20 protein-coding genes are annotated in these 20,200 nt (G+C 69.2%); 5 read left to right on the top strand and 15 right to left on the bottom strand.

The window, feature by feature from the left end; genetic code table 11:
* Positions 1-31 precede the first annotated feature (31 nt).
* A complete protein-coding gene (locus OHA73_RS31780; RefSeq protein WP_266715007.1) occupies positions 32-1,273 on the bottom strand; it encodes an ATP-grasp domain-containing protein in 1,242 nt (413 codons plus the stop codon).
* 392 nt (positions 1,274-1,665) lie between these two features.
* Between OHA73_RS31780 and OHA73_RS31775 the strand changes: the two genes are divergently transcribed.
* Positions 1,666-2,697, top strand: a complete 1,032-nt coding sequence (locus OHA73_RS31775; RefSeq protein ID WP_327656722.1) for an AraC family transcriptional regulator — start codon at positions 1,666-1,668, stop codon at positions 2,695-2,697.
* Positions 2,698-2,710: 13 nt separating this feature from the next.
* Here OHA73_RS31775 and OHA73_RS31770 read toward each other — a convergent pair whose 3' ends face one another.
* Together OHA73_RS31770 and OHA73_RS31765 are read right to left on the bottom strand one after the other, a co-directional pair.
* Positions 2,711-4,042, bottom strand: a complete 1,332-nt coding sequence (locus tag OHA73_RS31770; RefSeq protein ID WP_266715005.1) for a class I SAM-dependent RNA methyltransferase — start codon at positions 4,040-4,042, stop codon at positions 2,711-2,713.
* Positions 4,043-4,162: 120 nt separating this feature from the next.
* On the bottom strand, positions 4,163-6,208 hold the full coding sequence (locus tag OHA73_RS31765; protein WP_266715004.1) for an APC family permease: 2,046 nt from the start codon (positions 6,206-6,208) through the stop codon (positions 4,163-4,165).
* A gap of 281 nt (positions 6,209-6,489) precedes the next feature.
* On the opposite strand from OHA73_RS31765, the gene OHA73_RS31760 reads away from it, so the two are divergent.
* Both OHA73_RS31760 and OHA73_RS31755 read left to right on the top strand, forming a co-directional pair.
* On the top strand, positions 6,490-7,158 hold the full coding sequence (locus OHA73_RS31760) for a potassium channel family protein (RefSeq protein WP_266715003.1): 669 nt from the start codon (positions 6,490-6,492) through the stop codon (positions 7,156-7,158).
* On the top strand, positions 7,158-7,829 hold the full coding sequence (locus OHA73_RS31755; protein ID WP_266715002.1) for a potassium channel family protein: 672 nt from the start codon (positions 7,158-7,160) through the stop codon (positions 7,827-7,829). Before OHA73_RS31760 ends, OHA73_RS31755 begins: the two co-directional genes overlap by 1 nt.
* 129 nt (positions 7,830-7,958) lie before the next feature.
* On the opposite strand, the gene OHA73_RS31750 is transcribed toward OHA73_RS31755, so the two are convergent.
* The 7 genes from OHA73_RS31750 to OHA73_RS31720 all read right to left on the bottom strand — a co-directional run bounded on the left by OHA73_RS31750 (position 7,959) and on the right by OHA73_RS31720 (position 14,598).
* Positions 7,959-8,744 carry a DUF3159 domain-containing protein gene (locus OHA73_RS31750; protein WP_267068904.1) on the bottom strand — a complete coding sequence of 262 codons (786 nt, stop codon included), beginning with the start codon at positions 8,742-8,744 and terminating at the stop codon, positions 7,959-7,961.
* A 3-nt stretch (positions 8,745-8,747) separates the two neighbouring features.
* Positions 8,748-9,158 carry an OB-fold nucleic acid binding domain-containing protein gene (locus OHA73_RS31745; protein ID WP_326022759.1) on the bottom strand — a complete coding sequence of 137 codons (411 nt, stop codon included), beginning with the start codon at positions 9,156-9,158 and terminating at the stop codon, positions 8,748-8,750.
* 64 nt (positions 9,159-9,222) lie between these two features.
* The gene (locus OHA73_RS31740; RefSeq protein WP_266714999.1) at positions 9,223-9,906 is read right to left on the bottom strand and encodes a response regulator; all 684 of its coding nucleotides are present in this window, start codon (positions 9,904-9,906) and stop codon (positions 9,223-9,225) included.
* Positions 9,903-12,506, bottom strand: coding sequence for a sensor histidine kinase KdpD (locus OHA73_RS31735; protein WP_327656721.1), 2,604 nt, complete (start codon positions 12,504-12,506; stop codon positions 9,903-9,905). The genes OHA73_RS31740 and OHA73_RS31735 overlap by 4 nt, the downstream gene beginning before the upstream one ends.
* Positions 12,507-12,684: 178 nt before the next feature.
* Positions 12,685-13,452, bottom strand: coding sequence for a DUF3710 domain-containing protein (locus OHA73_RS31730; protein ID WP_266714997.1), 768 nt, complete (start codon positions 13,450-13,452; stop codon positions 12,685-12,687).
* Position 13,453: 1 nt separating this feature from the next.
* Positions 13,454-13,978: a dUTP diphosphatase gene (gene dut / locus OHA73_RS31725; protein WP_266718947.1), complete on the bottom strand. Its 525-nt coding sequence runs from the start codon at positions 13,976-13,978 to the stop codon at positions 13,454-13,456.
* Positions 13,979-14,013: 35 nt separating this feature from the next.
* Positions 14,014-14,598, bottom strand: coding sequence for a PaaI family thioesterase (locus OHA73_RS31720; RefSeq protein ID WP_266714996.1), 585 nt, complete (start codon positions 14,596-14,598; stop codon positions 14,014-14,016).
* Between the two features lie 58 nt (positions 14,599-14,656).
* On the opposite strand from OHA73_RS31720, the gene OHA73_RS31715 reads away from it, so the two are divergent.
* Complete coding sequence (locus tag OHA73_RS31715) at positions 14,657-15,106, top strand: DUF3093 domain-containing protein (RefSeq protein WP_266714995.1); 450 nt, start codon at positions 14,657-14,659, stop codon at positions 15,104-15,106.
* 24 nt (positions 15,107-15,130) lie between these two features.
* Here the strand turns inward: OHA73_RS31715 and OHA73_RS31710 are convergent, their stop codons facing one another.
* The 4 genes from OHA73_RS31710 to OHA73_RS31695 all read right to left on the bottom strand — a co-directional run bounded on the left by OHA73_RS31710 (position 15,131) and on the right by OHA73_RS31695 (position 18,705).
* Positions 15,131-16,066 (bottom strand): hypothetical protein, encoded by a 936-nt coding sequence (locus tag OHA73_RS31710; RefSeq protein ID WP_327656720.1) that lies wholly within the window; start codon positions 16,064-16,066, stop codon positions 15,131-15,133.
* Positions 16,067-16,079: 13 nt separating this feature from the next.
* Entirely contained in the window at positions 16,080-16,376 is a 297-nt protein-coding gene (locus OHA73_RS31705) for a DUF4193 domain-containing protein (protein ID WP_018535993.1), read from the bottom strand.
* 426 nt (positions 16,377-16,802) lie between these two features.
* Positions 16,803-18,044 carry a sensor histidine kinase gene (locus tag OHA73_RS31700; protein ID WP_266714993.1) on the bottom strand — a complete coding sequence of 414 codons (1,242 nt, stop codon included), beginning with the start codon at positions 18,042-18,044 and terminating at the stop codon, positions 16,803-16,805.
* Positions 18,045-18,051: 7 nt separating this feature from the next.
* Complete coding sequence (locus tag OHA73_RS31695; RefSeq protein ID WP_266714992.1) at positions 18,052-18,705, bottom strand: response regulator transcription factor; 654 nt, start codon at positions 18,703-18,705, stop codon at positions 18,052-18,054.
* A 340-nt stretch (positions 18,706-19,045) separates the two neighbouring features.
* Between OHA73_RS31695 and OHA73_RS31690 the strand changes: the two genes are divergently transcribed.
* Complete coding sequence (locus OHA73_RS31690; RefSeq protein WP_266714991.1) at positions 19,046-19,219, top strand: hypothetical protein; 174 nt, start codon at positions 19,046-19,048, stop codon at positions 19,217-19,219.
* A 122-nt stretch (positions 19,220-19,341) separates the two neighbouring features.
* Here OHA73_RS31690 and OHA73_RS31685 read toward each other — a convergent pair whose 3' ends face one another.
* Positions 19,342-20,118 (bottom strand): inositol monophosphatase family protein, encoded by a 777-nt coding sequence (locus OHA73_RS31685; protein WP_266718945.1) that lies wholly within the window; start codon positions 20,116-20,118, stop codon positions 19,342-19,344.
* Positions 20,119-20,200 lie beyond the last annotated feature (82 nt).

Below are 20,200 nucleotides of genomic sequence, written 5' to 3'. Positions count from 1 at the left end.
TCCTGCGTCCACACGGTCGTCAGGACGGTCGTCAGACGTAGAAGTCGAGCTCTTCCTGCTTCTTCAACAGGTCGCGCATTCGGTAGGGGTCTTCACCGAAGAAGTACACCAGGCCCCAATGGGTTCCGAACGCGGTCCTCTTGGTGACGGTCTCTTCGAGCGGCGTCGAGAGGTCGTGCGACTCGTAGTAGTCGTCGTCCTCGGTCACCTCCGGGATCTCCAGGTCGCTGACGACGCGGCGCCGCGGGTAGACACCGAAGCAGCCGGCGACTCCGGACGCGTCGACGACCTCGCGCGGGAAGAAGGCGTCGATCTCCTCCTCGGTCGTCTTCGGGTCGAAGGCCAGCACCAGCGCCTGGTACGCGTTGAAGCCGTATGCCCGCTCAAGCAGCTCGAACACCTTGAAGCCCGGCGGCCGGTAGGCGACCTCGCCGAAGTACATCTCGCCGTCACTGGTGACGAAATACTCCGGGTGCACGAAGCCGAACTCGATGTCGAACGTCTTGATGAGCTTCTCGATCTGCGCCGTGATCTGCGGGCGGTAGCGCTCCAGTTCCGGGGTCGCCGGAACGAACACCGAATATCCCAGCGTGACGTATTCGGAGATGTTGAGGAACTTGATCTTCCCGTTGTGTACCCACGCCTCGACCGCGAACTCCCAGCCGTCGAGGTGGGATTCCATGAGGACGGGAAACTCCTCGTCCGGAATCGTGTCGACCTCGTCGGGGGTGCGGATGACGCGGTGCCCGAGGCATCCCGCCTTGTCGAACGCCTTGAGGTGGATCGGGTCGTTCGGGTCGCCGTCCAGCTTGAGCAGGGTCTGGTTGACGCGCTTGAGGAAGCGGGTCACGTCGTCCCGGTCGTGCGCCTCCTCGAAGATGCCGACCCGGATGCCGCCGAGTTGGGCGCGACGCTTCATCAGCGCCTTGTCCCGCAGCAGCATGGCCTGCCCGTACAGCCGCGGATTGCCCAACAGAACGGAGTTGATCGCCCCCGCCCACTCAACTGTTTCCTCGTACAGCGGGATCGCGACGTCGACGCCCTCGTTCTGCAGCGTCTCGGCGATCTCCACGGAGCGGTCGTTGAGCCGCTCGAAATTCCACGGCACGTACGGGATGTCGTGCTCGACGCAGTACTCCTCGGCCCACTCCGGGGCCACCACGACGTATCTCCGATCGAACCGGTCGAGAGCTTCCACCGCGTTGAGACTCCAGCCGAGGAGGGCTACGTAGCCCTTGTCGGGGTTCCTGGTGACCGGTTCGCGCTGCGGCATAGACAGTTTCTCCTTCGGCGCGTGCGCCCATCGGGGGTGTGGCTGACTCGCCTTCCCGACGATCCGACGCACAAACGCCGACCTTGATCCTGTCCGGCCGTCCTCGCCTACGGTCCTGAGTCCCCATCAGGACCGTAGGCAGCAACGCCACTTCAGCGCGAAGTCCCGGGTACGGGGTCCGGGAACCCGGGACGCCGGCCGCAGCGTCACGGGCGACACGGGCCGTCCGGCACTGCGGAAGGACAGGCAACTGCCCATATGGAAAGCTAGGTGCTGGTGCCCGAGGACATGATCCGGTTGGCACATGCAGCGGTCCTCTAAACGCAGCTGATTGACCGCTGCGGTACGAGCTCGGCGAGGGGCTTGATCAATGGGACGGCAGAATTCCACAAATGCCGAACGATTCTGTGCCTGAGTACGGCGGGAACGTGCATCGGGTTTCGGCCCTACGAGCCGATTTCGCCCGACCCGTCCAGCTCCGCACGTCCGACCTGGACGAGGCCCGCCAGGTCATCCGTCACAACTTCTACCCCAACGTCATCGACCTGCTCCAGCCATCAGCCACTCTCACCGGGCACTTCGCGATAGGCAGGCTCCGCGGTATGACGCTCGGCACCCTGCAGTTCGGTGCGGATCTGTGCATGCGCTTCGGCGAACTGGCGGCCTACCACGTCGACGTGCCGCTGTCCGGGTCCATGGCGTGGCACCAGGGACGCCTCGATCCCCTCCTGGCCACCGTGCAGGAAGCCGCGGTCTTTCAGCCCGGCCACAACACGGTGCTGGACCGGTGGAGCGGAGACTGCCGACTTCTCGCGGTCAAGATCGAACGCCCCGAGCTGGAGCTCCAGTTGGAGCGTCTGCTCGACGCCCCGATCCAGTTGCCGCTTCGGCTGAAACCCGCCATGAACATTTCGCACGGCCTCGGGCGCAGCTGGGCCCAGCTGGTCCGGACGGCGGCGGAAGACGCCCAGACGTCGCGGGGGCTCACCCATCACGAGCTGCTGGCCGACCGACTGCACGAGGCGCTGGTGATCGGACTGCTGCTGGCCGCCGATCACCCCTACCGCGAACAACTGGCCCGGCCGGTCACCCCCTGCCGTCCGACCCCGGTCAAGCGCGCCATCGACGCCATGGAGGCGCGCCCGGAGCATCCGTTCACCGTGACGGGCCTCGCGGAGATCTCCGGGGTGGGCATCCGACAACTGCAACAGGGGTTCCGCCAGTACGTCGGAATGCCGCCCACGGACTACCTCCGCCGGATTCGGCTGGCCCGCGCCCATGCAGAGCTGCGCTCGAAGGAACCGGGCCAGGTGACCGTCACCGATGTCGCCTACCGCTGGGGCTTCACCCACCGCAGCAGGTTCGCCGCCACCTACCGCCAACGCTACGGCGAATCACCTTCGGCCACCCTGCACAAGACGTGACGCCCGAATCCGCCTACGACCGGCCCTTCTCGGCGGGCTCAAGAATCGCCAGGCACTCGACGTGATGCGTCATCGGGAACAGGTCGAACGCCCGCAGCGTCCGCACCCGGTACCCGCCCTCCTGGAAGTACCCGAGGTCGCGCGCGAGGGCGGCCGGGTCGCAGGCCACGTAGGCGATGCGGCGGGCGCCGAGCGTCGTGAGGTGGGTGACCGTCTTCTTGCCGGCGCCCGCGCGCGGCGGGTCCAGGACGATGAGGTCGACCTCGGAGATGCCGGTGCGCGGCAGGACCGCCTCGACCTTGCCCTGCTCGATGCGGACCCGGTCGAAGGCCTCCAGGTTGTGCCGGGCGTCCTCGACGGCACGCTTGCCGGACTCGATGCCGAGGACCGCGCCCTTGTCGCCGATCCGGTCCGCGAGCGCGCCCGCGAACAGGCCGACGCCGCAGTACAGGTCGAGCGCCATGTCGCCCTTGCGCGGCAGCAGGCCCTGCATGACGGCGCGCATCAGCGTGTCCGCCGCCTTCGGGTGCACCTGCCAGAAGCCACCGCTGCCGACGCGGTACGTACGGTCGTCGGCACGCTCGCGCACGAAGGGGCGGCCGTGGACGCGGTGCACGCCGCCGTCCTTCTCCTCGACCCGCATCACGGAGACCGGCTTGTCGAGCTCGACGATCGGCAGGCGGGCGCCGGGCTTCGGGGCGAGGATCACCTGGCGGTCCTGCGAGCCGCTCGCCGCGATCGCCTCGACCGACTCCATGCCGGACCAGTCACGCTTCTCGATGCCGAGCTCGGACACGCCCTCGGCGGCGATCATGCAGTGTTCGATCGGCTCGACCTCGTGCGAGCGGTGGCGGCGCAGGCCCGCGTTGCCGTCGGCGTCGATCGCGTACTGGACGCGTGTGCGCCACTGCGGGACCTCGCCCGACGGGAGCTTGTCGCCCTCGGCCGGCATGACCGTGCCGTCCCAGCCGACCTCCTCGGGCGTGAGGCCCGCGAGGCGCTGCAGTTGCTCGGCGATGACCTCGCCCTTGAGGCGGCGCTGCGCGCCGGGCTTGGCGTGCTGCCAGTCGCAGCCGCCGCAGCGGCCGGGTCCCGAGTAGGGGCAGGGCGCCTCGACGCGGTCCTTGGACGCCTCGATGACCTGGACGGCGTCGGCGCGCAGGAAGCGCGCGCCCTCCTCGCCCTCGGTCACCCGTGCCACGACCCGCTCGCCGGGCAGCGTGTGCCGGACGAAGAGGACCTGGCCCTCGGCCGTGCGCGCGATGCAGTGGCCGCCGTGCGCGACGGGGCCGACCTCGACCTCGTACTCCTCCCCCACCAGTGACGTCGTCGGTTCTGCCTGCATGGCGGGGCTCCAGTACGTAAGGGGAAAGTCTTCGGCGTCGCGGCCACGGAAAAGCGGCCGGACACCAGCCCACCAGTTTACGTGGCTGTCGTCCGGCCGCTCACCAAGGCGGCCACCCGGCTACTTCGAGGTGGGCTCCTTCGGGCGCTTCTCGACCGGACCGCGCCGCACGGCACCCGGCGCGTTCCACTCGGACCGTCTGCGGGCCCGCTTCTTCGCGGCCTCGGAGGACTCCAGCTGGTACGGGACGGACGTGACCATGATGCCGGGGGTGAAGAGCAGTCGCCCCTTCAGCCGCAGCGCGCTCTGGTTGTGCAGCAGGTGCTCGTACCAGTGGCCCACCACGTACTCGGGGATGATCACGCTGACCGCGTCGCGCGGGGACTCGCGGCGCAGGTTCTTCACGTACTCGATGATCGGCCGGGTGATTTCCCGGTACGGCGAGTCAAGAACCTTGAGCGGCACGTCAATACCTCGACGCTCCCACTCGTCCCTCAACGTCTTCGTCTCTGCTGGATCAACATTGACGCTCAATGCCTCAAGGGTGTCCGTGCGCATCAACTTGGCGTACGCGAGCGCCCGCAGCGTCGGCCGGTGGATCTTCGACACGAGGACCAGGGAGTGCACGCGCGAGGGGCGCACGCTGTCGTCCGTCGGGGTCTCCGGCGCGGCGATCTCCTCGGCGACCCGGTCGTAGTGCTTGCGGATCACGGTCATCGTCACGAAGAAGATGCACATGCCGAGCAGTGCGACCCAGGCGCCGTGCGTGAACTTCGTAAGGAGGACGACCACGAGGACCATGCCGGTCAGGAACGCGCCGAACGTGTTGATCGCGCGGGAGCGGATCATGTGGCGGCGCTTGGCGGGGTCCCGCTCCGTGGCCAGGTGCCGGTTCCAGTGCCGCACCATGCCGATCTGGCTGAGCGTGAAGGAGACGAACACGCCCACGATGTACAGCTGGATCAGGCGCGTCGAGTCGGCCCCGTAGATGACGACCAGGAGGGCCGCCGCGCCCGCCAGCAGCACGATGCCGTTGGAGAACGCGAGGCGGTCGCCGCGGGTGTGCAGCTGGCGCGGCAGGTAGCGGTCCTGGGCGAGGATCGAGCCGAGCAGCGGGAAGCCGTTGTACGCGGTGTTGGCCGCGAGGAAGAGGACGAGGGCGGTGGCGGCCGCGAGGACCAGGAACATGAAGCTGCCGCCGCCGAAGACGGCCTCGGCGACCTGCGAGATCACCGGGTCCTGCACAAAACCGGAGCCGACCGCGGCACCGTTGTGGATCAGGTCCTTCGCCGGGTTCTCCGCCATCCGCACGTCGGTCACGAGGGCCAGCACGATGATGCCGCAGAACATGGTGACGGCGAGGCCGCCCATCAGCGCGAGCGTGCTCGCCGCGTTCTTCGACTTCGGCTTGCGGAAGGCCGGGACACCGTTGGAGATCGCCTCGACGCCGGTGAGCGCCGCACATCCGGACGAGAAGGCGCGCAGCAGCAGGAAGACGAGCGCGAAGCCCGCGAGGCCCTGGTGCTCCGCCTTGATGTGGAAGTCGGCGGTGGGCGCGTGCATGGCGTCGCCGAGGACGAGCCCGCGGAACGCACCCCAGGCGATCATGATGAAGACGCCGGCCACGAAGACGTACGTGGGAATGGCGAAAAGCTTCCCCGACTCCTTCACACCGCGCAGATTCATCAAGGTGAGCAGCACGATCACGGCGACCGCGCACAGCACCTTGTGCTCGATCACGAACGGGACCGCGGAGCCGAGGTTCTCGATGCCGGACGAGATCGACACGGCCACCGTCAGGACGTAGTCGACGAGCAGCGCGCTCGCGACGGTGAGGCCGGCCTTCGGCCCGAGGTTGGTGTTCGCCACCTCGTAGTCGCCGCCACCGCTCGGATAGGCGTGGACGTTCTGGCGGTAGGAGGCGACGACCGTGAACATCAGCACGACGACCGCGACCGCGATCCAGGGGCTGAAGTGGTAGGCCGACACGCCCGCAATGGAGAGGACCAGCAGGACCTCGCCGGGCGCATACGCCACGGAGGACAGCGGGTCGGAAGCGAAAACGGGGAGAGCGATGCGCTTCGGCAGGAGCGTTTCTCCCAGCCGGTCGCTGCGCAGTGCGCGCCCGATCAAGATCCGTTTGGGCACGTCGGTCAGTTTGGACACGGAGAGGATCGTAAGCGTTCGAACGGGGGGTCGCCCACCCACCACCCCCATTCAGCTTCGTGCTGTGCGCCACGCCTGCGCAGATGTGACCACCGACTGTCCACCGACGCGAAGGGGGAGATCTCTTACAGAGCCGATACGGTGGTCCAGAGCGCGAGCCGCACAGCAGCCCGCATCGTGCCCGAGATCGAGCCGCACCGGCTGGACCATCCCGCGAGAGAGAGCCATGAGCAGGACGTTTACGCAGGTCAGAAGGCCTATGAGGAGTGCGGGGTAGGGCCGTGCATATCGTGATCATGGGCTGTGGCCGAGTAGGGTCCCAACTCGCCCAGACCCTGGAGCAGCAGGGCCACACGGTCGCCGTGGTCGATCAGGACCCGACGGCGTTCCGTCGCCTGGGTTCGGGTTTCGGCGGCCGTCGGGTCACCGGAGTCGGTTTCGACCAGGACACCCTGCGCGAAGCGGGCATCGAGGAGGCCGGCGCCTTCGCCGCCGTCTCCAGTGGTGACAACTCGAACATCATCGCCGCCCGCGTGGCCCGCGAGATGTTCGGCATCGAGAACGTGGCGGCGCGCATCTACGACCCCCGTCGCGCGGAGGTCTACCAGCGCCTGGGCATCCCGACGGTCGCCACGGTCCGCTGGACCGCCGACCAGATGCTGCGGCGCCTGCTGCCGTCCGGCGCGGAGCCGCTGTGGCGCGATCCCACCGGTGGCGTCCAGCTCGCCGAGGTGCACGCCTCGGAGTCCTGGATCGGCCAGAAGATCAGCCGCCTCCAGGAGGAGACCGGCGTACGCGTCGCGTTCCTGACCCGGCTCGGCGAGGCGATCCTGCCGACGTCGCAGACGGTGCTCCAGGAGGGCGACCTCGTGCACGTGATGATGCGCACGGACGACGTCGAGAAGGTCGAGGCGGCGTTCGCCGAGGGCCCCGAGGAAGGCGGTCAGTGATGAGGGTCGCCATTGCCGGAGCCGGAGCGGTCGGTCGTTCGATCGCGGGCGAGCTCCTGGAGAACGGTCACGAGGTCCTCCTCGTCGACAAGGCCCCGACCGCCATCTCGGTCGAGCGCGTCCCGCAGGCGGAGTGGCTGCTCGCCGACGCCTGCGAGATCACGTCCCTGGACGAGGCGGCGCTGCAGCGCTGCAACGTGGTCATCGCGGCCACCGGCGACGACAAGGTCAACTTGGTCGTCTCGCTGCTCGCGAAGACCGAGTACGGGGTCCCGCGGGTCGTCGCCCGCGTCAACAACCCGAAGAACGAGTGGCTGTTCAACGAGTCGTGGGGCGTGGACGTGGCCGTCTCGACGCCGCGCCTCATGTCGGCGCTCGTCGAAGAGGCGGTCAGCGTGGGCGATCTCGTCCGCCTGCTCCGCTTCAGCCACGGCGACGCGAACCTGGTCGAGCTGACCCTCCCGGAGGAGTCGGCCCTGGCCGGCACCCGGGTCGGTGACGTCCAGTGGCCGCAGGACACGTCCCTGGTGACGATCATCCGCGGCACCCGCGTGCTGGCCCCCAGCGCGGAGGACTCCCTCGAGGCGGGCGACGAGCTGCTGTTCGTCGCGGCGCAGGCGCGCGAGGAGCAGCTGGAGGACCTGCTGTCGGTGCGACGCGAGGACGCGTAACGCGCTGCTCTGCATGAGGCAGGCACAAGGAGGCGGCCCCGAGCTCTTGGCTCGGGGCCGCCTCCTTGTCGTCGTTCACGACGGGCCGTTCTCGGGTCGTACGAGGGTCAGTCTCGGGTCGTACGAGGGTCAGACCTCGCGGCGATGCCGCGCCCGCCCGTTCTCTTCACTGGCGGCCTGAGCCTGCTCGCGCTCGGCCTCGGCCTGCCGCTCCTTCTCCTCCATCTCCGCGAACACGTCGATGGGCGCGGGCGCCTTCGCCAGGAACACCCACGTGAGCCACACCGCCAGCAGGAACGGCGGGATCTTCAACGCGACGAGCACCCAGCCGAATTGAGTGTTGGCAGAATCCGTGTCCGCCCAGAAGTACAGCGGGAACAGAATCGCGCACTTGGCCAGGAGGATCAGGCCCCAGGCCCAACTCGCCTTGGCGTACGCCTTCTTGCGGCCGGGGTTGCGGGTGCGCCAGGAGAGGTTCTCCTTGAACACGGGCCCGAGGATGAGCCCGATCAACGGAACACCGCACAGGGTGGTCACGATGTACGCGAGCGCGAGCCCCAACGTGTAGAGCATGCCCGGCAGATAGAACGCCTTGGCGTTGCCCGTCATCATCGCGAAGACAACACCGAAGGCGACACCGAAGACGCCACTGAAGGCGTGCTTGACGGTGTCTTTCATGACGAGGCGCACGACGACGAGGACCAGGGACACCGCGAGGGCCGCGATGGCCGACATGTGCAGGTCCTTGTTGACCGTGAAGATGCTCACGAAGAGGAGGCCGGGCAGGACGGTCTCCACCATGCCCCGCACGCCGCCGAAGGCCTCGAAGAGCGCGGCCTCGGTCACGGACTTGTCCGTCACGGCGCCTTGATCGACTCCGGGTTCACGTTCGGTCGGCTTGTCGAGGGACGTCACCGGCTACTCCCGTCCGAGCGGTCTGAGTTCGTACTTCGGATTGAACAGCACCCTACGGCCCCGACTCATCGAGATCCGTCCCGAAGCTATGAGTTTGCGCCCCGGCTCGATCCCGACGATCGAGCGCCTGCCGAGCCACACCACGTCCACCGCGGCCGAGCCGTCGAACAACTCCGCCTCCAGCGCGGGAACTCCGGCGCGTGGTCGCAGGGTTACCGTGCGCAACGTACCAGTAACAGTGACCATTTGTCGGTCCGCGCAGTCGCCGATGCGCGTGCAGCCGGTGGTCTCCGAGTCCTCGCGCAGCTCCTCCGACTCCAGGTCCTCCTGGGAACTGGACAGCCTGTCGAGCATGCGCCGGAACCGGCCCGCCGGCTTCTCGGACGCCCTGTCGGAACGCGGAACAGCACTCATACTGGAAGCGTACCTGGGCCCTGTGACAGGGTCGTACCCGCTGGTGTACCCGCTTTCGCGGGCCTCACCGCTCGAATCGGTACCCCATCCCCGGTTCCGTGACGAAGTGCCGCGGATGCGAGGGATCGGTCTCCAACTTGCGCCGCAACTGCGCCATGTACACCCGCAGATAGTTGGTCTCCGTCCCGTACGAGGGCCCCCACACCTCCTGCAGCAGCTGCTTCTGGCTGACCAGGCGGCCCGTATTGCGCACCAGGACCTCCAGGAGATGCCATTCGGTGGGGGTCAGCCGTACGTCGTGCCCGCCCCGGTTTACCTTTTTCGCGGCCATGTCGACCGTGAAGTCCGAGGTCTCGACGATCCCCTCGTCCTCGGTCCCACCCGTGGGCTCCGCCCGCCGCACGGCCGCCCGCAGCCGGGCGAGGAGCTCGTCCATGCCGAAGGGCTTGGTCACGTAGTCGTCGGCGCCCGCGTCGAGCGCCTCGACCTTCTCGTCGGACGAGTGCCGCGCGGACAGCACCAGGATCGGTACGCGGGTCCAGCCGCGCAGCCCCTTGATCACCTCGACGCCGTCCATGTCGGGCAGGCCCAGGTCGAGGACGATCACGTCGGGGTGGCGGGCGGCGGCGAGCTGCAGCGCCTGCGCCCCGTCCGCGGCGGCGTCCACCTCGTACTTGCGCGCCTTCAGGTTGATGACGAGGGCGCGGACGATCTGCGGCTCGTCGTCGACCACGAGCACCCGGGTCATGCGTGCCTGCCTCTCTGGGGACCAGTTGCCTGTCCGGCTGCTTGTCCGGCTGTCCGTACGGCCTCCGGGGCCGTGTCCGGGGTGGTGCGGGTCGCGGCCCGCAGGGTCAGGACCATCGTGAGCCCGCCTCCTGGAGTGTCCTCCGCGCCGAGCGTGCCCCCCATGGCCTCCGTGAAGCCGCGCGCCACGGCGAGCCCGAGGCCCACACCGGCGCCGCGCGGAGCGTCACCGTAGCGCTGGAAGGGCTCGAAAATCCGGTCCTTGGCCTCGTCAGGGACTCCGGGCCCGCGGTCCACGACGCGCAGCTCGACGCGGTCGCCGAGCGTGCTCGCGGAGACGAGGACGGGCTTGTCGGGCGGGCTGTACTTGACCGCGTTCTCGACGACGTTGGCGACGGCGCGCTCCAGGAGCCCCTTGTCGACGCTGACCATGGGCAGCGTCTCGGGTACGTCCAGGTCGACGTTGAGGTCCGGGTCCGGCACGCCGACCAGCGCCATCGGCACGACCTCGTCGAGGTCGATCTCGCGGATGAGCGGGGTGACGGTGCCGGTCTGCAGGCGCGACATGTCGAGCAGGTTCCCGACGAGGTGGTCGAGCCGGTCGGAGCCCTCCTCGATCCCGGCGAGCAGCTCCGCCTGGTCCTCGGGCGACCAGTCGACGTCCTCGGAGCGCAGTGACGACACCGACGCCTTGATGCCCGCGAGCGGCGTGCGCAGATCGTGCGAGACGGCGGCCAGCAGGGCCGTACGGATGCGGTTGCCCTCTGCGAGCGCCCGCGCCTGGTCGGCCTCGGACTGCAGGCGCTGGCGGTCGAGCACGACGGCGGCCTGCGCGGCGAACGCGGCAAGCACGCGCCGGTCCTCCGCGGGCAGCACGCGCCCGGTCAGGGCGAGCGCCAGGTGGTCCCCGACCGGCATGTCGACATCGGCGTCCTCGGGCCGGCCGAGGGACTGCGTGCCGACGCTCGCCGCGCAGGTCCACGGCGCGGTGTCGCCCTCCCGCTCCAGGAGTGCCACGGACTCCATCGCGAAGGTCTCCCGTACGCGTTCGAGCAGCGCCTCCAGGCTGGTGTCGCCGCGCAGCACGCTGCCCGCCAGGAAGGCGAGGATCTCGGACTCGGCGCGCAGCCGGGCCGCCTGGTGGGTGCGCCGCGCCGCGAGATCCACGACCGAGGCCACGGACACCGCGACGCCCACGAAGATCACGATGGCAACGATGTTGCGGGGGTCGGCGACGGTCCACAGGTGCAGCGGCGGCGTGAAGAAGTAGTTGAGCAGCAGTGAGCCGAAGGCCGCCGAGGCCAGCGCCGGAAGCAGTCCGCCGACCAGGGCGGCGGCGACCGTCAGCGACAGGAACAGCAGCATGTCGTTGGCGAGGCCGAGGTCGCTGTGGGTGTGCGTGAGGACAAGGGCGAGCAGCGCGGGGCCGCCGATGCCGGTGAGCCAGCCCCACACGATCCGGGACCGGCCGAGCCGGGCGCCGCGGGCGACGGGGAGTCCGCGCCCCTTGGCGACCTCGTCGTGCGTGACGATGTGCACGTCGAGGTCGGGCCCGGACTCGCGGGCGACGGTCGCGCCGACGCCGGGGCCGAACATGTACTGCCAGGTCTTGCGCCGCGAGGAGCCGAGGACGATCTGAGTGGCGTTGACGCCGCGGGCGAACTCCAGGAGGGCTGCGGGGATGTCGTCGCCGATGACGTGGTGGAACGTGCCGCCCAGGTCTTCGACCAGGGTGCGCTGGACGGCCAGCTCCTTGGGCGAGGCGGCGGTGAGGCCGTCGCTGCGGGCGATGTAGACCGCGAGCACCTCGCCGCCCGCGCCCTTCTCGGCGAGCCGCGCCGCGCGCCTGATCAACGTGCGGCCCTCGGGCCCTCCGGTCAGGCCGACGACGATGCGCTCGCGGGCCTGCCAGGTGGAACGGATGTTGTGCTCGCCCCGGTACTCCTGGAGGTACTCGTCGGCCCGGTCGGCGACCCAGAGGAGCGCCAACTCCCGCAGTGCGGTGAGGTTTCCGGGGCGGAAGTAGTTGGAGAGCGCCGCGTCGACCTTGTCGGACTTGTAGATGTTGCCGTGGGCCATGCGGCGGCGCAGCGACTGGGGCGACATGTCGACGAGTTCGATCTGGTCGGCACGGCGGACGACTTCGTCGGGGACCGTCTCCCGTTGACGTACACCAGTGATCGAATCAACCACATCGCCCAACGACTCAAGATGCTGGATGTTGACGGTCGATATGACGTCGATGCCCGCACCAAGCAGTTCCTCGACGTCCTGCCAGCGCTTGGCGTTGCGCGAGCCCGGCACGTTCGTGTGCGCCAGTTCGTCGACGAGGGCGACGGCCGGGGCGCGCAGCAGCACGGCGTCCACGTCCATCTCGTGGAAGACCGTCCCCCGGTACGCGAGCTCTTTGCGCGGGATCTGCTCCAGGCCGTGCAGCATCACCTCGGTGCGCGGCCGGTCGTGATGCTCGACGAACGCCACCACGCAGTCCGTGCCCCGCTCCACCCGGCGGTGTGCCTCGGACAGCATCGCGTACGTCTTGCCGACGCCCGGTGCGCTGCCGAGGTAGATCCGTAGTTTCCCGCGCGTCCCGCGTCCCATGGCCTCATTGTCTTCCCGTGACTGCTCCACGCAGCGTCGAGCCTACGGCCTGCGATCTGCGCAAATGGGGCGGATGACGGCCGGGCGGGTGGCCTTGACGCAACCCTGATGCACGAAACCGGGGCCGCGCACCCTTGAAGGATGCGCGGCCCCGGCCTCGTACGACGGTGTGAGCGCCTCAGCGGACCTCGGTGATCTCCGGGCCGCGCTGGAGCTGGCCCATGCCACCGGAGAAGCGCGAGGCCTCCTGGCCGCCATCGCCCTGGGAGCTCTCGGCGACCATCTGCGCGTCGTCGGGGAGCTTCAGGACGATCGGGTCACGCGGGGCCATCGGGCCCTCGCCGCGCACCACGACGGTGTCGCGGAAGATCTGCTCCAGGAGGCCGGCCGCCTGCGGCTGCACGGCGCCCTGGCCCGAGATCACGCCGCGCAGGAACCAGCGCGGGCCGTCCACGCCGATGAACCGCACGACCTGGAAACCGCCCGTGCCGTCCGGCAGCTGCACCGGCACCTGGGCCCGCAGCTCCCAGCCGAGCGGACCCTCGACCTCGTCGATCACACCACCCTGCTGGGTGATGCCGGAGGCGATCTCCTCGCGGACCTCGCCCCAGATGCCCTCCTTCTTGGGGGCGGCGAAGGCCTGGAGCTGGATCGCGCTGTCCTGGAGGACGACGGTCGCCGCGACGATCGCGTCGCCCGCGACCTCCACACGCAGCTCCATGCCCTCCACGCCGGGGACGAAGACTCCGCCCAGGTCCACCCGGCCCTCGCCGGGCTCGCGGACCTCGGAGTCGTCCCAGGGACCGTCGGGACGGGGCTCGGGCTCGAGTCGGACGCGGTCCGACCCCTGCTCGTCCGTGTCCACGCTGCCGACGCTGTCGACGACCTGCTCGGCCTCGTCGGCCGCATCCTCGGCGGCGCCGTTCTTGTTACGACGTCCGAACACGTCACTGTCCTTCCCGGTCGGATACGACCGAAGCGTATCGATTCCCACCCTTTTGACCGTCCGCGCCGTTGCCGGCAACGGTCGGGCCACCTACGGCAGCGTGCCCGCCGGTGGACCCGAAGCCCCCTTCGGCCCGCACCGAATCGGGAAGCTCCGCGACCTCCTGGAAGCGGACCCTCTCGACCTGCTGGACCACCAGTTGGGCAATCCGGTCGAAGCGCTCGAACCGCACGCTCTCGCGCGGGTCGAGATTCACCACGATCACCTTGATCTCCCCACGGTACCCGGCATCCACCGTCCCTGGGGCATTCACCAGAGCCACGCCGCAGCGCGCTGCGAGGCCGGATCTGGGGTGCACGAAGGCCGCGTACCCCTCGGGCAGGGCGACCGACACACCGGTGGGCAGAACGACCCGCTCACCGGGCGCGAGTTCGCACGCCTCGGTGGTCCGCAGATCGGCTCCGGCGTCACCGGGATGCTCGTACGAAGGCAGTGGCACATCGGGGTCGACGCGCCGCACGAGCACGCCGAGTTCGTGGCCGGGACCGCCAGGGAAATTGCTCACGGGTTCACCTCGAAGGCGCGGGCGCGCCTGACCTGGTCGGGGTCGCTCATGGCCGCCTCGATCTCTTCCGGGCGGCCGTTCTCGATGAAGTGGTCGACCTTGACCTCGATGAAGAGGGCGTCGGCACGCACGGCAACGGGCCCGTCGGGGCCACCGATCCGGCCGGTCGCGGTCGAGTAGATCTTGCGGCCGGCGACGGCCGTCACCTCGGCGGACAGGAACAGCACCGTGTCCACGGGAACGGGCCGCACGAAGTCGGTCTCCAGGCGGCCGGTCACGGCGATGGCCTGAAGCAGCCAGTTCAGGGAGCCGAGCGTCTCGTCGAGCGCGGTCGCGAGGACCCCGCCGTGCGCAAGACCCGGCGCACCCTGATGCGCGGGGCGCACGGTGAACTCGGCGGTGACGGTGACACCTTCACCGGCCCGCGCCTCCAGGTGCAGCCCGTGCGGCTGCTCGCCGCCACAGCCGAAACAGTGTCCGTAGTGCGCGCCGAGGAGCTCTCCTGGGGCGGGCGCGTCGGGGTGCCGCACCGGGGCTATGGCGTCGGCAGGGGGCGTCAGAGCTGCAGAAGTACCACTCACAGCCGCAGACCTTACCCGCGCGTCCTATCACTCCACGCATCGTGCCAAGCTTGAGCCCATGGAGACCTCGACGACGCCCTACGACGAACGACTCACCGCGCCCCGCTCGTGGTGGCTCATCACGTTCATGGTGGGTGTCGTCGGCGCCATCATCCTGCTGCCCTTCGGCCCGTTGCCGCTGCTCGGAGGCTTCGTCGGCGGCCTGCTCATCGCGGCCGTGATCACCAGTTCGTACGGCTCGGCCCGGGTTCGCGTCGTCGCCGACTCGCTGGTCGCGGGCGACGCGAAGATCCCGCTGTCCGCCCTCGGCGAGGTGCACGTCCTGGACGCGGAGGAGGCCCGCGCGTGGCGCACGTACAAGGCCGATCCGCGCGCCTTCATGCTGCTGCGCAGCTACGTCACGACCGCGGTGCGGGCGGAGATCACCGATCCCTCGGACCCGACGCCGTACGTCTACCTGTCGACGCGCGAACCTGAAGCTTTGGCAAAGGCTCTGAGCCGCGCCTGAACGAGGGCGGGATCAGGGGCGGAATCAGGCCCCGATCTCCAGGGCGTCGGGCGGCTCCTCCAGGGGCGGCAGTTCGGTCAGCGCCTCCCAGGGCACCTGGTGCCGCCGCAGGTCCTGACGTACCCGCTCGGCCAGCTTCCTGGTGTCGCGCCGGTTCATGAGCGCCCCCACGGCCGCGCCGATCATGAACGGCGTCAGGCTCGGAAGGTTCCGCACCATCCGCTTCATGATCTGCTGTCGAAGCTCGCGCTTCATCTGTACGCCGAGCGCCGCATTGACCGTAGTCGGCTTCGTCACGTCGATGCCGCGCTCTTCCGTCCACGCGGTCAGATAGGCGCCGCTGCGGCCCTTCAGAGTCCCTGGCGGCCGCAGTCCGTAGACCTCGTGCAGCTCGGCGATCAACTTCAGCTCGATCGCGGCCACACCGGTCACCTCCGCGGCCAGTTCGGTCGGCATCGCGGGCGGAACGGGCAGCATCGCGGCGACGCCGACTCCCGCGCCCACGGTGGATGTCGCGGCGGCCGCGCCCGTGACCAGCTTGTCCGCGAGCTGTTCGGGGTCGAGACCCGGGAACTGCTTGCGGAGGGTCGCCAGGTCCCGCACGGGAACCCGCGGCGCGTTCTCGATGATGCGATCGGCGAGATAGCCGATCGAGGCCTTGGCGGCCGCGCCGCCCTTGGCCAGCCCCGTTCTGGCTGTTCTGGCGCCTCTCGCGACGACGCCACCCCTGCGCGCACCGTCGCTGCCGGCCGCCGGGGCCACCGGCAGGTCGCCCGCCGACTCATGGTCGTCCGCCGATTCGAGCGAGGCTTCTTCTCCGGGGGCACCCGATGCTGCACCAGGTGCTCCTGGGAAAGAGCCTCGCTCGTCGTCACGCACGGCCTCTGACGGGCCTTGAGCCGTCCCGCTGACCTTCTTGTTGCGGGAACGGCGCTTCCAGGGCGGGGTCGAGCTGGTCATGCCCGACCCTGCCTCAGTCGCAGTCGCGGCAGATGGGCTGTCCGTTCTTCTCCCGCGCGAGCTGGCTGCGGTGGTGCACCAGGAAGCAGCTCATGCAGGTGAACTCGTCCTGCTGCTTGGGCAGGACACGGACGGCCAGCTCCTCATTCGAGAGGTCGGCGCCCGGAAGCTCCAGGCCCTCCGCCGCCTCGAACTCGTCCACGTCGACGTTCGAAGCCGACTTGTCGTTACGCCTGGACTTCAGTTCCTCAATGCTGTCTTCATTGAGGTCGTCATCGGTCTTGCGTGGGGTGTCGTAATCCGTTGCCATGTCGCTCTCCCCCTCTGGGTGTCTGCGGTGTCTCAAGCGCCGTAACGCATGAGAGGCCGGACTTGTGCCCGACCTGAGGCGGAGATTTTGCCTCACATCAAGGTCTGTTACTCAATCGACACCCAACTGGATCCCTCACGAGTGATCGTCTTGGGTGGCGAACCGGACCGTACACGGTCCGATTGCCGCACTGCACGGGCGCCACCCCGTGTACTTCCCGTGATCAAGGCGCCCGAAAACCCGGACTTTCCCGGCTTTCACACGGCTTTTGCGATCACGGAGAGTGGACGGCCGAAAAAACGCCCATGTGATCGATCACACACGGAGATCTCCGGCGCAGGTCCGGAAAATTCAGCCAAAAGCGAACTCCCCAGCGCGTCGGCGGAAGCATGTCAGATCCATGGGCCGCACGCACGTTGAACCGGCCTAGATCGGCAGGGTGACCCGCATCACGAGCCCACCCCCCTCGCGTGGCTCGGCGGTGATGCGACCCCCGTGGGCGCGCGCGACCGACCGGGCGATGGAGAGCCCGAGGCCCACGCCCTTGTCGCTGCCGGTGCGCTCGGTGCGCAGCCGCCTGAACGGCTCGAAAAGATTGTCGATCTCGTACGCGGGGACCACCGGGCCCGTGTTCGCGACCACCAGGACCGCCTGGCCGTGCTGGGCCTCCGTGTCCACCTCCACCCATCCCCCTTCGGGGATGTTGTAGCGGACGGCGTTCTGCACGAGGTTCAGGGCGATGCGCTCCAGGAGCACACCGTTGCCCTGGATCACCGCTTCCTTGCACTCCCCGCGGATCTCCACGCCCTTCTCGTCGGCCTCGGCCCTGGCCTGGTCGATCGCCTGCGAGGCGACCTCCGCCAGGTCCACGGGCTTGCGCTCGACGATCTGGTTGTCGCTGCGGGCGAGCAGCAGCAGGCCCTCCACGAGCTGCTCACTGCGCTCGTTCGTGGCCAGCAGCGTCTTGCCGAGCTGCTGGAGCTCCACAGGGGCGCCCGGATCGGAGAGGTGCACCTCCAGGAGGGTGCGGTTGATCGCGAGCGGTGTACGCAGCTCATGGGAGGCGTTCCCGACGAAGCGCTGCTGCGCCGTGAAGGCGCGCTCCAGGCGGTCCAGCATCTCGTCGAAGGTGTCCGACAGCTCCTTCAGCTCGTCGTCCGGCCCGTCCAGCTCGATGCGGCGCGTCAGGTCCGTGCCGGCGACCCGGCGCGCGGTGCGCGTGATCCGGCCGAGCGGGGACAGGACGCGGCCCGCCATGGCGTAGCCGAAGGCGAAGGCGATGACGGCGAGGCCCATCAGGGCCATCAGGGAGCGGCTGAGGAGTACGTCCAGAGCGTGCTGGCGCTGCTTGTTGACGCAGCCGTTCATCAGGTCGTTCAGCTCGCTCGCCGAGATGTTCCCCGACGGGAAGTTGCAGCTGGTGCTGATGACATGCCCGTCGGTGACCTTGAACGGCAGGTCGCCGCCCACGTCGAGGGCCTGCGCGGCCAGGAGGTAGATGATCGAGAGCAGCAGGATGCCCGCGATCAGGAACATGCCGCCGTACAGCAGCGTGAGCCGTATCCGGATGGTCGGGCGGAGCCAGGGGAAGGGCGGCTCCGCCTTCGTCCCGGGCTTCCATGTCGGTTTCGGTGGCGCCGGAGAGGGTGGCGCGGGTGCGGCGGCCATCTAGGGATCAGATCCGGTAGCCCGAGCCGGGCACGGTGACGATGACGGCGGGCTCGCCCAGCTTGCGGCGCAGGGTCATCACGGTGACCCGCACGACGTTCGTGAACGGGTCCGTGTTCTCGTCCCAGGCCTTCTCCAGGAGCTGCTCGGCCGAGACGACGGCACCCTCGCTGCGCAGCAGCACCTCGAGGACGGCGAACTCCTTGGGAGCGAGCTGGATCTCCTTGCCGTCCCTGAACACCTCGCGGCGGTTCGGGTCGAGCTTGATCCCCGCGCGCTCGAGCACGGGCGGCAGCGGCATGCTCGTACGCCGCCCGAGGGCCCGTACACGGGCCGTCAGCTCGCTGAACGCGAAGGGCTTGGGGAGGTAGTCGTCCGCCCCGATCTCCAGGCCCTCCACGCGGTCGCTGACGTCGCCGGAGGCGGTCAGCATGAGGATGCGGGTGGGCATGCCCAGCTCGACGAGCTTGCGGGCGACGTCGTCGCCGTGCACGAGCGGGAGATCGCGGTCGAGAACGACCACGTCATAGTCGTTGACGCCGATGCGCTCCAGGGCGGCCGCACCGTCGTACACGACGTCGACGGCCATGGCCTCCCGGCGGAGTCCGGTGGCCACCGCATCGGCGAGCAGTTGCTCGTCCTCGACGACGAGTACGCGCACGTCGCTTGTCCTTCCTCTGGTCGCCCACCAGCGCGCTTCTCGGGCGCGCGGGCAGGCCGGGTGTTGAGCTGTGGCCACCATCCTGCCCCTTTCGGCCATAAACCGGCTGTAAGACGGACGGGCGACCCGGGGAATGCGGATTTTCTGGATGGGTCGAGGTTTCTCCGGATGGAGCCTTGGGGAGGACGGCTGTACATCCGCGATCACGCTTTGTATGTGGCATGCCACGAGCCGCTGTCGAGACCGCTCTCCACCAGGGACGGCTCGGGGACGTGATCGCCCCTTCCTAGGGCACACCCCCGTGCCATCGACCCACGACCCAGGACGAGGGGGCGCAACCATGGACGCATTCACCGCAGGACTTCTGCAGCGCATTAGGGCGGCGGAGACCGACCTGACGCTGGCGCGCGAGACCGGTGACGACTTCCTTGCCGAGGTCGAGCAGGGTGAGCTGGACGACCTCCGCCGCCTCGCCGCGGAGCACGGCGTGGAGGTTCACGCCTCGAGCGTCTGACGCACGTACGAGGGCCCCGGCGTCTGGTTGATCCAGGCGGGCGCCGGGGCCTTTTCGTATGCCGTGGGCTCGTGTTCCGCGAGCTTGTCTGCCGCTAGCTCGTGTGCCGTGAGCCGGGACGCTCAGTCGTGCCAGGCGCCGAGTTCTTCCAGCCAGTTCTGAAGCGGCTCGAAGACGCCGGGGGGCGCCGCGACGGTCAGCTCCGGCGAGAGCGGCTCCCCGGGGCGGCCGCCGGTGAGGGCGCCCGCCTCGCGCGCGATGAGGTCGCCTGCCGCGAAGTCCCAGGGGTTCAGGCCGCGTTCGTAGTACGCGTCCATGCGGCCGAGCGCCACGTCGCACAGGTCGATGGCGGCCGAGCCACCGCGCCGGATGTCGCGCACGCGCGGCACCAAATGCCCCAGCACCTCCGCCTGGCGGGCGCGGCGCGACTCCAGGTAGCCGAAGCCGGTGCCGACCAGGGCCTGCTCGAGGGGCGGCGCCACGCGCACGCGCGCGGGTCGGTCGTTCACGAAGGCGCCCTCGCCGAGGACGGCGCGGTAGGTCTCGGCGCGCATCGGGGCGGCGACGACGCCGACGAGCGTCTCGCCGTCCTTGCGGGCCGCGATGGAGACGGACCAATCGGGGCGCCCGTAAAGGTAGTTGACGGTTCCGTCGATGGGGTCGATCACCCACTGGATGCCGCTGGTGCCCTCCACGGAGGAGCCCTCCTCGCCGAGCACCCCGTCGTCGGGGCGGCGCTCGGCCAGGTAGTCCGTGATCAGCTTCTCGGAGGCGATGTCCATCTCGGTGACGACGTCGACGGCGCTCGTCTTGGTGGCGGCGACGCCGAGGTCCTCGGGCCTGCCGTCGCGCAGGAACACACCGGCCCGTGCCGCCGCCTCCAGGGCGATCTCGAGCAGTTCCGCCTTGAGCGACGCGAGGTCGTCGGCAGTGGGGGCGGCCTCAGTGGCCTTGGGGTCGGTAGTGGCCTTGGGGTCGGTC

The organism is Streptomyces sp. NBC_00483, from assembly GCF_036013745.1.
Taxonomy (GTDB): Bacteria; Actinomycetota; Actinomycetes; order Streptomycetales; family Streptomycetaceae; genus Streptomyces.
This window is presented reverse-complemented; position numbering and strand designations above follow the sequence as displayed.